Annotated in this window: 13 protein-coding genes; 7 read left to right on the top strand and 6 right to left on the bottom strand. The window is 53.3% G+C overall.

Annotation, left to right across the window (positions count from 1 at the left end; all coding sequences use genetic code 11):
• Nucleotides 1-71: 71 nt before the first annotated feature.
• Nucleotides 72-1,706: an FAD-dependent monooxygenase gene (locus B9Z35_RS02790; protein WP_233246455.1), complete on the top strand. Its 1,635-nt coding sequence runs from the start codon at nt 72-74 to the stop codon at nt 1,704-1,706.
• A gap of 12 nt (nt 1,707-1,718) precedes the next feature.
• Here the strand turns inward: B9Z35_RS02790 and B9Z35_RS02785 are convergent, their stop codons facing one another.
• From B9Z35_RS02785 to B9Z35_RS02775, 3 genes are read right to left on the bottom strand one after another with little or no spacing between them, the layout of a single operon-like run.
• Complete coding sequence (locus B9Z35_RS02785; protein WP_108282127.1) at nt 1,719-2,699, bottom strand: tripartite tricarboxylate transporter substrate binding protein; 981 nt, start codon at nt 2,697-2,699, stop codon at nt 1,719-1,721.
• Nucleotides 2,700-2,725: 26 nt separating this feature from the next.
• The gene (locus tag B9Z35_RS02780; RefSeq protein WP_108282126.1) at nt 2,726-3,799 is read right to left on the bottom strand and encodes an amidohydrolase family protein; all 1,074 of its coding nucleotides are present in this window, start codon (nt 3,797-3,799) and stop codon (nt 2,726-2,728) included.
• 13 nt (nt 3,800-3,812) lie between these two features.
• Nucleotides 3,813-4,748 carry a 2-hydroxyacid dehydrogenase gene (locus B9Z35_RS02775; RefSeq protein ID WP_108282125.1) on the bottom strand — a complete coding sequence of 312 codons (936 nt, stop codon included), beginning with the start codon at nt 4,746-4,748 and terminating at the stop codon, nt 3,813-3,815.
• 69 nt (nt 4,749-4,817) lie between these two features.
• Here B9Z35_RS02775 and B9Z35_RS02770 point away from each other — a divergent pair, with 69 nt between their 5' ends.
• A complete protein-coding gene (locus B9Z35_RS02770; RefSeq protein WP_108282124.1) occupies nt 4,818-5,591 on the top strand; it encodes an enoyl-CoA hydratase-related protein in 774 nt (257 codons plus the stop codon).
• Between the two features lie 4 nt (nt 5,592-5,595).
• On the top strand, nt 5,596-5,985 hold the full coding sequence (gene gloA / locus B9Z35_RS02765) for a lactoylglutathione lyase (protein WP_108282123.1): 390 nt from the start codon (nt 5,596-5,598) through the stop codon (nt 5,983-5,985).
• A gap of 77 nt (nt 5,986-6,062) precedes the next feature.
• Here gloA and B9Z35_RS02760 read toward each other — a convergent pair whose 3' ends face one another.
• Entirely contained in the window at nt 6,063-6,377 is a 315-nt protein-coding gene (locus tag B9Z35_RS02760; RefSeq protein WP_108282122.1) for a high-potential iron-sulfur protein, read from the bottom strand.
• Nucleotides 6,378-6,511: 134 nt separating this feature from the next.
• On the opposite strand from B9Z35_RS02760, the gene pdxH reads away from it, so the two are divergent.
• Nucleotides 6,512-7,150, top strand: coding sequence for a pyridoxamine 5'-phosphate oxidase (pdxH, locus tag B9Z35_RS02755; RefSeq protein ID WP_108282121.1), 639 nt, complete (start codon nt 6,512-6,514; stop codon nt 7,148-7,150).
• Here pdxH and B9Z35_RS02750 read toward each other — a convergent pair.
• Both B9Z35_RS02750 and msrA read right to left on the bottom strand, forming a co-directional pair.
• Nucleotides 7,147-9,234, bottom strand: coding sequence for a TonB-dependent receptor (locus B9Z35_RS02750; RefSeq protein WP_158268107.1), 2,088 nt, complete (start codon nt 9,232-9,234; stop codon nt 7,147-7,149). The two genes, pdxH and B9Z35_RS02750, sit on opposite strands and share 4 nt — an antisense overlap.
• A gap of 45 nt (nt 9,235-9,279) precedes the next feature.
• Nucleotides 9,280-9,840 (bottom strand): peptide-methionine (S)-S-oxide reductase MsrA, encoded by a 561-nt coding sequence (gene msrA / locus B9Z35_RS02745; RefSeq protein ID WP_108282119.1) that lies wholly within the window; start codon nt 9,838-9,840, stop codon nt 9,280-9,282.
• Nucleotides 9,841-9,886: 46 nt separating this feature from the next.
• On the opposite strand from msrA, the gene B9Z35_RS02740 reads away from it, so the two are divergent.
• From B9Z35_RS02740 to B9Z35_RS02730, 3 genes are read left to right on the top strand one after another with little or no spacing between them, the layout of a single operon-like run.
• Nucleotides 9,887-10,684, top strand: coding sequence for a YdcF family protein (locus B9Z35_RS02740; RefSeq protein ID WP_108282118.1), 798 nt, complete (start codon nt 9,887-9,889; stop codon nt 10,682-10,684).
• Nucleotides 10,685-10,718: 34 nt separating this feature from the next.
• The gene (locus tag B9Z35_RS02735) at nt 10,719-11,384 is read left to right on the top strand and encodes a TetR/AcrR family transcriptional regulator (protein ID WP_108282117.1); all 666 of its coding nucleotides are present in this window, start codon (nt 10,719-10,721) and stop codon (nt 11,382-11,384) included.
• Complete coding sequence (locus B9Z35_RS02730; RefSeq protein WP_108282116.1) at nt 11,381-12,565, top strand: efflux RND transporter periplasmic adaptor subunit; 1,185 nt, start codon at nt 11,381-11,383, stop codon at nt 12,563-12,565. The genes B9Z35_RS02735 and B9Z35_RS02730 overlap by 4 nt, the downstream gene beginning before the upstream one ends.
• The last annotated feature ends 15 nt before the right edge of the window (nt 12,566-12,580 follow it).

Genomic DNA, 12,580 nt, shown 5'->3' with positions numbered 1-12,580 from the left:
AGTCGGTGGCAAGTTCGCGACAGGAACCCGATACGAACACCGCAACAATGCGTGCTTTAGAAATGACGCATATGACTGACAGCATTCACACTTCTCATGCCACCGATGTAGTGATCATCGGCGGCGGCCCAGTCGGCTTAGGCCTAGCCATTGAACTCGGTCAACGCGGCATTCGCTGCATCTTGGCTGAGCGCCACACGCAAACCCAGCCTATTCCAAGGGGACAGAACCTGACGCAGCGCACGATGGAGCACTTCCATTTTTGGGGCGCAGAACCACAGCTGCGCGCGGCGCGCACCATTCCCCCTGAATACGGCATTGGTGGCTTAACCGCTTATGGCTCATTGCTGAGCAACCACCACTACGACTGGCTGCAGCGTGAACTGGTGAAGCCGTATTACTTCAAAGACAACGAGCGCTTGCCGCAGTACGAGACTGAAAAAGTATTGCGTCAACGCGTGGCTTCGATACCCACTGTGAAGACGCTGTTTGGTTGGGGGGCAGAACACGTCACGCAAGACGACGAAGGTACCACCGTCACACTGACAGAGCGCAGCAGCAAGCAACAACAAACCATCCGTGCCTCGTATGTGGTGGGCTGCGATGGCAGCCGATCTCCAAGCCGAGAGCAAGCGGGCATCACACAAACTCTGTCTGACCATGACCGATGCATGGTGCTGCTGGTTTTCAAATCACAAGAGCTGCACACACTTCTGGCACGCTTTCCTGGTAAATCGTTTTACAACGTGCTGCACCCTGAGCTCAAAGGCTATTGGAAATTTTTTGGCCGCGTCGACCTTGGCAACACATGGTTCTTTCACGCCCCTGTGCCAATGGGCACCAAGGCAGACAACTATGACTTCAAAAAATACCTCCACGAATCCGTGGGGGCTGAATTTGAAATTGAGTTTCAACACATTGGCTTTTGGGATTTGCGCTTTGCCTTGGCCGACCAATACCGCGCAGGCCGCATCTTCATTGCGGGCGATGCAGCGCACAGCCACCCGCCTTATGGCGGCTATGGCGTGAACTCAGGGTTTGAAGACGCACGCAACCTCGGCTGGAAATTGGCAGCCGCTTTGCAAGGCTGGGGCGATGATGCGCTGCTCGACTCGTATGACGCTGAACGCCGTCCGGTGTTTGCCTCCACCATTGATGACTTCATTGCGAAGTCGATTGAAACGGATAAAGAATTTTTAGAAAAATTTGATCCTCAGCAAGACCAAGCCGCCTTCGAAAAAGCTTGGGCAGAAAGATCACAAGGTGCGGTGGGTGAAGTACACGCGTTTGAACCCAACTACGAAGGCTCGCCCGTGGTGTGGCACAACCATGTGGGACACCACGTTTGCAGTGCCAAAGGCTCGCACCAGTTCAAAGCACGCGCAGGGCATCACTTGACGCCTGCAGCTCTATCCAACGGGAAGAATGTTTTTGAAGAATTGGGCAATGGCTTTACCCTGCTCGCCTTGGGTGCCGCAACAAACGACACGCAAGTGCTGATTGATGCCGCCGCTGCTGCAGGCGTGCCACTGACCGTGATTCACGAACCAACAGGTTCACAAGCTGACCGTTATGAAGCACATTGGATTTTGGTGCGCCCGGATCAGTTCGTGGCGTGGGTCAGCGAAGAGAAAACCATCCACCCAGACTTAGCCCATCAGTTGTTCAAGCGCCTGCGCGGTCAACACGACAACGCAGCGCATTAAAAATGAGGCATGTCAATCTGCTGTGATTTGCTTGGTGCGAATCACAGTGCCCCATCGGGGATAGTCTTTGGCGACGATCGCGGCCAACTCGGCAGGGCTCGACGCTGATGCATCCAGCCCGGCTTTTCCCAAAATGTCTTTCACTTCAGGTTGGCGCAAGATGGCTGCCATCTCTGTGTTCAAGCGTGTGATCACAGCAGCAGGTGTCTTGCTAGGGGCAAAGAAGGCATACCAAAGGTCAACGTCAATGCGTTTGACACCCACCTCTTCAAACGTTGGCACATCGGGCGCCACTGGGTGACGCTTGGGGCTACCCGTTGCTAAAGCATTCAAGCGACCACCCTTCACAAAACCTTGAGCAATGTGCACAGGCAAGAAGCCGACATTGAGCTCACCGCCCAACAGGTCTTGCGTGTAGCCCGCCGTGCCGCGATACGGCACGTGCAGCATGAAGGTGTTGGATTCAAGCTTGAACAACTCCATCGCCATGTGATGCGGTGTGCCAACACCAGGCGAACCAAAACTAATCGCACCCGGCTTGGACTTGGCCTCTTTGATCAAATCCGCCAAAGACTTGATAACCGTTTTCGGATTGGCCACCAACATCAACGAACCATATGCAGCCATCGAGACAGGTGCAAAGTCTTTGACAGGATCAAAGCCAACATTCTTGTAAAGCTGTGAGGCGATCAACATGGTGTTGGCCCCCATCAACAACGTGTAGCCATCGGGGTTCGATTTGGCCACGGCCTCTGCACCAATGTTCCCACTTGCACCGGGCTGGTTTTGCACCACCACAGGCTGCCCTAAGCGCTCACTCAAACGTGGGCCAACGACACGTGCAATGGTGTCCATGCCTGTGCCAGGTGTGAAAGGCACCACGATTTTGATAGCTTGATTCGGATAAGTGCCTTGTGCAGATGCACCAAGGCTCAGCAAGCTCATCGCAGCCAACATAAGCACGGCCAGTTGCCGACGGTCAACGTTCATCATTCCATGTTCTCCAATAGATCTGTAACTCAGCCAGCTTTGGAAGCAGGTGGAATTTTGAACAAGCGCTCAGCGTTATCTTGGAAGAATGCTTTGCGCACCTGCGGTGCCATGTCGAGGTTCTCTAGCATCGCAACCTCTTCTGGCACGTATTGGTAAGGGTAGTCCATCGCATAGAGCACACGATCTGGTCCCATGAAGTCTTGTGTGAATTTCAAGGCCGCGCCCCAGGCCACACCACTGTTGGTGATGTGGAAATTCTCACGCAGATAGTCACTGGGCTTACGCTTGATGGGCTGCATGCTGGCATAGCGCTTGGATTTAACGGTGGCTGCATGCATGTAGTCCAAGCGATAGGCCCAAAAAGGCAATGCCTCACCCATGTGGCCCAAAATAACTTGCAACTTAGGGAAGCGATCAAACACCCCTGAGGTAATCAAGCGCAAAGCATGCAAGCCCGTTTCCACACCAAAACCGTAAATCGCACCATCCAAGCCCGCTTCGATGAAGTGCTGAATCATGCTCGCGGGCATGGCATTGGGATGCAAGTAAATGGGGGTGTCCATTGCCTCGGCAGCTTCAAAGATGGGCCAAAACTTTTGATCGGACAAATACTCACCTTGTGTGTGAGAGTTGATCACCACTGAATGCATGTTCAACTGGTTCACACCACGCTGAATTTCTTTGGCTGCGGCTGAAGGGTCTTGTGGTGCAACGGCAATCATGCCCACCAAACGATCAGGGTGGCGACGCATGGCGTCAGCCAAGATGTCGTTGGCCACGGGCGCAAAAGAAACGGCCGTGCCTTTGTCCATGATCTGCACACCAGGTGATGTGAGCCCGATGACTTGCACATCCACACCCGCTTCGTCCATATGCTGCAAGCGCAGTGCGTCTAAGTCGGTCAAGCAGCGCATGATGTGCGTGGCGCGCTCACTCGGGCTGCTCATGTAAAAACCCATCAAGTGTTTGAAGCCCACGTCCACATCGTCTTTGGCCAAGATGCGCTTGTAAATCTCCAACATTTCTGGCGGAGAGAACGCCTCCTCTGTGGCGATGCGTCGGTAGGGTCGCGCGGGCAAAGAGGATGAAGGGGCGCTCATGGATTTCCTTTGATTATTGGCACTCAGGTACTGGCGTTAGCAAAGCTCTCCTTTCAAAGAAGGCCTGCAAGTTGTCAAGGGTCAATGCTGCCATGGCTTGGCGTGTTTCGACTGTCGCACTGGCGATATGCGGCGTTAGCACCACATTGGGCAAGCGGCGCAATTCAGGATCGATGATGGGCTCATCCCAAAACACATCTAGCGCTGCGCCTGCAATGGTTTTCTCTTTCAGCGCTTGCACCAACATCGCTTGATCTACCACGGAGCCGCGCGCAACGTTGATGAGATAGCCCGTGTTGCCCAAGGCTTGCAGCACTTGTGCACCAATCAAGTTTTTGGTGTCATCACCACCAGGCACGGCCACCACTAAATAGTCCACCTGCGCAGCCAAGTCGCCGACAGTTTTGTAAAAGGGATAAGGCAAGTCGGTCTTGGCCGCACGGCCTGTGTAGGCAATGGGCATGTCAAACGCTGTCGCACGCTTGGCTATGGCTCGTCCTATACGGCCCATCCCCACCACACCTAAACGTGCGCCAGAGACTTTGTGCGTGAGGTTGAATGCGTCATCCACCCAGTCACCGTTGCGCACAAACTTATCGGCTTGCGGAATACGTCGCCCAATCGACAAGACCAAGGCAAAAGCCAAGTCAGCTACATCGTCGGTCAGTACACCGGGCGTGTGCGTGACCAGAATGCCTTTTTCTTTTGCCGCAGCCACATCCACACCGTCGTAACCCACGCCACAAATGGCAATCAATTTGACGTTGGGCAACATCATCAGTAGTTTCTTGTCGACCTTAGCTGCACCCGTTCCCACGATAGCCGTTACTTTGCTCAAAGCACCCGGGTCTTTGATGTGGGTGTGGTCATGCACGATGTATTCGGCCTCATGCAGCGCCTTCATCATGAAGGGGGGCAAGGGCGAAACTTGCAAGATTTCTTGAGCCATACAGCATCCTCCAGCTGATTTCTTTTGATAATGCCTACTCTACCCGCTGATTGGCTAACATGACAGCCTATGACTGAAGGCTCTCCCACTCTCACAATCGACGGCGCTGTGGCCACTCTGACGCTACGGCGCCCTTCGCTGCGCAATAGCCTGACCGACGCTGACCTCCATGCGCTACTGGCTCACTTCGACGCCATCCAGAAAAGCTCAGCCATACACGTGGTCGTGCTGCGCGCAGACACGATGGGACAAAAACAGGCGGTATTCAGCTCGGGCTACAACGTGGGCGGCTTTGACAACGACCCCATGGCTCCGTTGTTCTTTGAACAAATACCAGAAGCGCTGGAACGTTTGCGACCCATCACAATTTGCGCCTTGAACGGCAGCGTGTATGGCGGTGCAACAGACTTGGTGCTGGCCTGCGACTTCATCGTGGCCCAACACAACATGACATGGCGCATGCCAGCTGCGGCACTTGGCTTGCATTACTATCCCAGTGGCTTGCGCCGCTACGTGAACCGCTTCGGTTTACAAATGAGCAAACGCGCGTTTTTACTCGGCCAGTCAATTCCTTATGAGGCGCTTGATAAGCTTGGGGGGTTTGAAGCCTTGGTCAGCTCTGATGAGTTCGAAAGCTCTGTGCATAACTTAGTCAGCACGCTCACAGGCATGGCGCCTATCGCCCTAACAAGCACTAAAAAAAGCTTGAATGAAATTGCAGCAGGGCTCTATAACGAACCTGCCCTCAAAGAACGTTCACGACACTCGGTTTACAGCCAAGACTTTGTTGAAGGACGCGCGGCATTTGCCGAGCGTCGTACACCACGATTTACCGGAAAGTAACACCATGAGACTGCTTCACACCATGCTACGCGTTGGCGACCTTCAACGCGCGATTGACTTCTACACCCAAGCCATGGGTATGCAGCTGCTGCGCATCACCCAACGCCCTGAACAAAACTATGACTTAGCGTTTGTGGGCTACGGCACCAACCCCGAACATGCTGAGATTGAACTCACCTACAACTACGGCGTATCCTCTTACGACTTAGGCAACGCTTACGGACACATTGCCATTGGCGTGCCAGACGTAGTGGCGACCTGCGACAGAATCCGGGCCGTTGGTGGTCAAATCACCCGCGAACCGGGCCCCGTTAAAGGAGGCAACACCATGATTGCCTTTGTGCAAGACCCTGATGGTTACAAGATTGAATTGATTCAACGCCCCGCACTGTAAGGGGTTGGTGGTCGCACAAAAAAGGGAGCACTTGGCTCCCTTTTTATATGGCTTACGACAAGCCAAAACTAGTGCGATTAAGCCTTCTTGGCGTAAGCAGAGCACCAGCCATTGCCAGCGACTTGTTTGCCAGCAAACAAGGGGCAACCGCCAGCTGCATCGGTTGCTTTGCCTTGGAACAATGCACAATTACCGCAATGCTGACCAGCTGCGTATTTGGGTTGCTTGGCTTTATCCACTTTGGTGGCATCAGCTTTGTAGCCCAAGCCTGCAGCTTGTGGATCTTTCTCGTCAACCATAGCGGCTTGAGCAGCTGTTGTTGCGAAAGCAGCAACACCCGCAACAGAAATGGTTTGCATCATGAATACGCGGCGATTGGTAGGTTTGTTCATCAATATCCCCTTGGGAAAGTTTTAAATTGGGTCAGAACATACTGACAGGCCATATCTTAACGACAGACTTGGCCTCTAAATTGATTGACATCAAATCACAGGGTTTATCTGCATCTACGCGCTATCCTTAGCACATGACCGACATTGCCCACATCCGAAAAAGCTACGAACGCGCTGAACTTAACGAATCCGCTTCTGCAGCCGACCCTATGCAGCAGTTTGACCAATGGCTGAATGAAGCTATTGCCAGTGAAGTACCCGAGCCTAACGCCATGACTTTGGCCACCGTTAGCAGCGACTTGCGGCCCAGTACCCGTATCGTGCTTATTAAAGGATACGACGAGCGCGGCATAGTTTGGTTCACCAACTACAGCAGCCGCAAAGGGCAACAATTGGCGGGCAACCCATTTGCAGCCTTGCAATTTCATTGGGTTGAGCTTGAGCGCGTGGTACGCATCGAGGGCCGGGTGGAGAAAGTCAGCGATACAGAGAGTGACGACTACTTCAACAGTCGCCCCCTCGACTCGCGCATTGGCGCATGGGCCAGCCCACAAAGTCAAGTCATTGAGGGGCGCGGCACATTGGTGGCCAATGCGGCCAGATACGGCGCTCAATTCTTGCTACAGCCACCTCGGCCGCCACACTGGGGCGGGTACCGATTGATGCCCGAGTTGTTTGAATTTTGGCAAGGCCGAAAGAGTCGTTTACATGACCGCCTACGTTACCGCCAAGACGCACAAGGTTCTTGGCTGCGTGAACGCTTGGCCCCTTAAAAACTCATCTGCGCTCCAACTTTCAAGCTGCGCCCGGCTAGAGGCGGCGCGTTGCTACTCATGGTTTGCGTCAACACAGACGTCGATGAATAAGCCAACTTGTTCGTGATGTTGTCAAGTTTGGCAAATAAAAGCCAATGCGTCGGCCCAGTGTGTGTATGAAAATTAAGGCCAGCGTTCAGTAACGTGTACCCAGCAGTAGCAACACCGTTTTCGGGCACGCGGTTTTGCGCAGAGGCATGCATGAAGCCCAAGCGGGCGCCCCACGCGTTGCGCGACCACACTGCATCAGCCCCCAATCTCAGAGGCGCAATGCGTGGCAAGGGCGCGTTATTCGTCAAGTCTTGGGCGTGGATTGCATCGGCGCGCAGCTCAAAGTCCATCGTTCCATGCGTGCTGTGGGGCGACCAAATCGCTTGTTGACCACCGACCATGCGTAGTTTGGCGCTCGACTCCAGTCCATACAAACGCGCGCGCACACCTGCGTAGGTATAGATGGGCAAATGGTTGGGAGCTCCAGCGTCTTGCCCTGTCGGCTGCAAAGACAGGTAGTTGGAAAACTGTGAGCTAAAGCTGGTCAACGCTACCGTGTGTGCGTCATACTTCCACTCTGCCCCAACATCCAACTGTGTGCCTTTCTCTAACCCCAGATGAGTATCCCCTCTTTCGTACGAGGCGGTCGCTACATGGGGGCCATTGGCAAACAACTCATAATCTTTGGGCGCGCGTTGGTTAGCCGTTAAATTGCTAGTAAATTGCCAGCCGTTTTGCGCCTCACCATGGCGATCGTTGCGCACAACACCCATGGAAACGCTAAGTGGGTTGAAATGTTTGCTTTGTGCAGCTGTACCGTTGAATACCTCAAGAAGCTCCACTTGCACCGACTCAGCTCTGGCCGCTGCATTGATCTGCCCCCATGCGGTTTTCAAGGATTGAAGACTAAACACTGCAGCGCTGTGGGTGCGGCTCGGTCCCATGAACTTTTCATCGCCCACGGCTTGCAAGGTGTTACGTTCTCGACTCGCACCCACCACGCCATCAAGCTGCAAGTCGGGGTTGAGTTGCATCCGTCTTTGTCGCGCTTCCAGCCGCAAGTCATCGCCTTGGTTATCGAAGCGCGTGCCCACCACAGCATTGTCGTATTCGGTATGGGTGTAGTTGGTATGACCGAGCTGAATTTTGAGATCTTCAATAGCTGGACCTGCATCACGCAACACTCCCTCCATGACGTTATGGCGACGCGCCATGCCAATGCTCACATTGGGTTCTGCCACTGTGCCGTAGGTGCTTCGATACTCACTGGTCGACAAGCCCAAATAACCACGGTCGAATATCAGCGTCCCACCAACGGCAGCGCCATGAGAGTCACTCACAGAGTTGCATACGCGCCTGCCATTGGGCGTCCCTGCACAAGTCATGTCCTTTGGTACACGCAAATTTTGAGTAGTTCGCTCAAACGCATCGACGTGCAGGGCGAATCGATCATGACCGGCTTCCACCATGGCGCCAGTGCTGCGCTCGTCAGCAGCCCCACCCGAGCGTACTTCCGCCCTTCCCATGACGCCGCCTTCTGAGCCAAACACTCGTTCACGCGCGATGCGGTTATCGATCAGATTCACAACACCACCCATGGCACTGTTGCCGTACAGCAAAGTCAATGGGCCACGAAGCACCTCAATGCGCTCTGTGGTGAGAGGGTCAATCGGTACGGCGTGGTCAGCACTGAGACCAGACACATCCATATTTGCGCCACCGTTTTGCAACAGGCTGATGCGATCACCCTCCATGCCACGCATGACAGGGCGCCCCACGTTTGGCCCAAACGAACTGTTGGCAATACCCGGCAAGTTGTCGAGTGTCTCGCCCAAGTTGCTGCCTTGTCGCTGAGTGAGTGCAGCACCTGAGAGCTGTTGCACAGGCTGCACCCACCGTCGGCTCTCTAAAGAGCGTGCCGTGATGGTGACTTCATCAAGGTGCGTGGCATCGTCTATACCCACGCTTTGCGCGTGAGCAAAGCCGCAACACACGCCTAGCACGCCACAGGCTGCCGCGTTCAAGACACTAAGTTGAAAAAAGTAAGGCATATCTAACTTGTCTGCACAAGACATCGCACCATCGCTACTGGCGCGTCAATCAAGCTTGAGTCGATCCGTAAAAGTTTGCACAAACTTTTGCACCTTGGGTGCGACCACAAACGCGCAATAGCCTTGGTGTGGGTTGTTTGCAAAATAGTCTTGGTGGTAGTCCTCGGCCTTCGAATAGTTGTCCAAGCGCTCAAGCTCAGTAACTACGCGATCAGACAAAGCGACATTCAATTCATCCAATACCTGTTGCGCCACTTCTCGGTCGGCCTCATCGCTCCAGTAAATGCCGCTGCGATATTGCGTACCAGCATCATTGCCTTGGCGGTTGAGCGTGGTCGGATCGTGAATGACAAAGAAAATTTCGAGCAGTTCGCGCAGGCTGATGCGCTTTGGGTCGTACACCACTCGCACCACTTCGTTGTGCCCTGTATCGCCTTCACACACTTGCGCATAGGTGGGTTTCAAGGTGTGGCCATTGCAATAGCCAGATTCGACATCAATAACGCCACGTACACGAACGAATACAGCTTCTGTGCACCAAAAGCACCCCCCACCTAAGGTCATCACTTTGGTGTCACTGTCCTCGGGTTGGTATGTATGTTCCATAGGCTTGATTCTATGATCACGATCAATCTCACCCTGACGACTGAACATGGACTCTCTTTTCTCCATCAAGCCCTTGTTAACCGCCCTGGCACTTCCCGCCACCAGTGGTTTATTGCTTCTATTTGCCCTGATCGCATGGGCTTGGCGACGCAGCATCGTGAGAGCGAGCGTTCGCCTACCGCTGGCTTTGGCAATGCTGACAACGCTGATGCTGTGGCTCTTGAGTTGCCAAGCTGTGGCCATCTGGCTCGCCTTGAATTTATTGCCACAGGTGTCGCCCGTCAGCTTGCATGAACTCAAGGATCAAGGTGTGCAAGCCATTGTGGTTCTGGGGGGTGGTGTCGAAAGCAATGCACCTGAGTACAGCGAAGCCACTTTATCGCCAGATGCCATGATGCGTTTGCTCTTCGGTGTGTACTTATCACGCCAGTCAAATCTACCCATGGCTTACACAGGTGGCCGAGGTTGGAGTGGACCAGCCGATCAATTATCAGAAGCCGATGTGGCAGCATTGGCCTTATCGCGAATCGGAGCACCCTCACTTCGGTGGCGTGAGAACGTATCACGTGACACGCATGAAAACGCCACACACACCGCAGCAATGCTTCAACGGGATGGCATTGTTCGTATTGCCCTGATCACCAATGCTTGGCATATGCCTCGTAGCCTTCGCGAATTCGAATCTGCAGGATTGGAAGTGACCCCTGCACCCATGGGCTACATACAAAATGATGTCAAACCTTTATTGCAATGGCTACCGAGTGGCAAAGGACTTCGCGACAGTGCTTGGGTATTGCGCGAATGCTTGGGGCTTTGGATTCTTAAAGTGCTTCAAAAGGATTAAGCTGGTATATTAATAACCAACCAGTCATTAAATCATGGCAACCGAAATTCAATCTCTTCACTCAGAAACCTCGCCCAAGCGGGAACGTCGCAAAGAAGCACGTCCAGGCGAGCTGCTAGATGCTGCGTTGGATTTGTTCGTAGAGAAAGGCTTCTCAGCGACACGCGCTGATGAAGTCGCCGCACGTGCAGGCGTGTCTAAAGGCACGCTGTTTTTGTACTTTCAAAGCAAAGAAGACTTATTCAAAGCAGTTGTTCGAGAAAACATTGCAAATAATTTTCCGACCTGGGAAGAAGAGCTCGAAACATTTAATGGTTCAAGTGCCGACATGCTTCGCTATGCCATGGTTTCTTGGTGGGAACGAATCGGCAAAACTCGGGCCAGTGGCATTGCTAAATTGGTGATGAGTGAGGCGCAAAACTTTCCAGAAATTGCAGCCTTCTACCAAGATGAAGTCATCAAACCTGGAAATGCATTGATACGTCGTATTTTGGAGCGCGGATTACAAAGCGGTGAGTTTCATGACTTGGATCTCGATCAAGCCGTACATATCGTGATTGCGCCAATGATTTTCCTCATGATGTGGAAACATTCCATGGGCGCCTGTGCCGTTTCAGCCAAGGCGTTAGATCCTGAAAAATTCATTCAAATGCAAGTCGAAGTGCTGTTGAATGGCATCACTGCAAAGAAAAAGAAATGAAAAAAATCCCAACCCGTTGGATTGTGATTGGTGTTGTGATCATCGCTTTGCTAGGCGGCGTACTTCGTGCACTGAGCAACAAAAGTGCAAAGCAAGCCGCGGCCGCTGCACCAGCCAACACCATTTCGCAAATTGAATTGGCCACAAGCGATGTCCTGAAAGCAGAACTGCGCGACATCACACAAGGCCTAGATGTCTCAGGCACGGTCAAGGCCGTGAACTACGCCGTCATCAAAGCACGTGTGGCAGGCGAAGTCAAAGTCATCACTGTGCGCGAAGGCGACTCCGTCAAAGCAGGTGATGTATTGGCACGCATCGACCCCACCGAATACCAGCGTCGCTGGCAACAAGCCGACGAACAAGCCAGCGCAGCCAAATCACAAATGGAAATTGCGCAACGTGCATGGGACAGCAATAAAGCTTTGGTAGATCAAGGCTTTATATCCAAAGCTGCAATGGACAACTCTGTTGCGTCCTACCAAGGCGCCATCGCCAGCCACAAAGCCGCGATAGCAGGTGCCGATGTTGCCCGCAAAGCATTGGATGATGCCAGCTTACGCGCACCCTTTGCAGGTGTCATTTCAGGGCGAACCGCACAAGTGGGCGAGCGTGTGGCCATTGATGCCAAGCTCATGGAGCTGATCGATTTAAGCCAACTTGAAGTGGAAGTGCCGCTAAGCCCCAGTGAATCTATGGATGTGCGCGTGGGCCAAGTTGCCTCATTGCAACTGGAAGACAGCAAAGAAAACGTAGGCGCAAAAGTCAAGCGCGTCAGCCCCAGTGCCCAGACTGGCACGCGCAGTGTGTTGATTTATTTAGGGCTAGACAAAGCAGAAGGCTTACGCCACGGTTTGTTCGCCAAAGGTATCTTAGGTTTAGGCAAAAGCCAAGTGTTGGCTGTGCCTTTGTCCGCCGTTCGCACAGACCGCGCACAACCTTATGTGCAAGTCGTTGAGCAAATGGGCGACCAACAAAAAGTCGCGCACAAAACAGTCACATTAGGCATACGCGGCTTAGATTTAAGCAAGCCAGAATCAGAAACCATGGTGGGCGTCACGGGCTTAGCTGAGGGCAGCACGGTCCTCAAAGGACAAGTCGGCGCCTTACGTGAAGGTTTGGTCGTCAAGTACACCGCAATTGCAGCAAGCGATGTTGCAACACCTTCTCGTTCAGCGCCATAAGACGACAGACGACGC

This window comes from Limnohabitans sp. Jir61 (assembly GCF_003063545.1).
Classification (GTDB): Bacteria; Pseudomonadota; Gammaproteobacteria; order Burkholderiales; family Burkholderiaceae_C; genus Limnohabitans.
This window is presented reverse-complemented; position numbering and strand designations above follow the sequence as displayed.

Coding starts and splice junctions, on each gene's coding strand:
- B9Z35_RS02760 (WP_108282122.1), bottom strand. CDS start 6,377: ATGAACAAACCTACCAATCGCCGCGTATTCATGATGCAAACCATTTCT.
- B9Z35_RS02780 (WP_108282126.1), bottom strand. CDS start 3,799: ATGAGCGCCCCTTCATCCTCTTTGCCCGCGCGACCCTACCGACGCATC.
- B9Z35_RS02750 (WP_158268107.1), bottom strand. CDS start 9,234: ATGCCTTACTTTTTTCAACTTAGTGTCTTGAACGCGGCAGCCTGTGGC.
- B9Z35_RS02785 (WP_108282127.1), bottom strand. CDS start 2,699: ATGATGAACGTTGACCGTCGGCAACTGGCCGTGCTTATGTTGGCTGCG.
- gloA (WP_108282123.1), top strand. CDS start 5,596: ATGAGACTGCTTCACACCATGCTACGCGTTGGCGACCTTCAACGCGCG.
- B9Z35_RS02775 (WP_108282125.1), bottom strand. CDS start 4,748: ATGGCTCAAGAAATCTTGCAAGTTTCGCCCTTGCCCCCCTTCATGATG.
- B9Z35_RS02730 (WP_108282116.1), top strand. CDS start 11,381: ATGAAAAAAATCCCAACCCGTTGGATTGTGATTGGTGTTGTGATCATC.
- B9Z35_RS02735 (WP_108282117.1), top strand. CDS start 10,719: ATGGCAACCGAAATTCAATCTCTTCACTCAGAAACCTCGCCCAAGCGG.
- msrA (WP_108282119.1), bottom strand. CDS start 9,840: ATGGAACATACATACCAACCCGAGGACAGTGACACCAAAGTGATGACC.
- B9Z35_RS02790 (WP_233246455.1), top strand. CDS start 72: ATGACTGACAGCATTCACACTTCTCATGCCACCGATGTAGTGATCATC.
- B9Z35_RS02740 (WP_108282118.1), top strand. CDS start 9,887: ATGGACTCTCTTTTCTCCATCAAGCCCTTGTTAACCGCCCTGGCACTT.
- B9Z35_RS02770 (WP_108282124.1), top strand. CDS start 4,818: ATGACTGAAGGCTCTCCCACTCTCACAATCGACGGCGCTGTGGCCACT.
- pdxH (WP_108282121.1), top strand. CDS start 6,512: ATGACCGACATTGCCCACATCCGAAAAAGCTACGAACGCGCTGAACTT.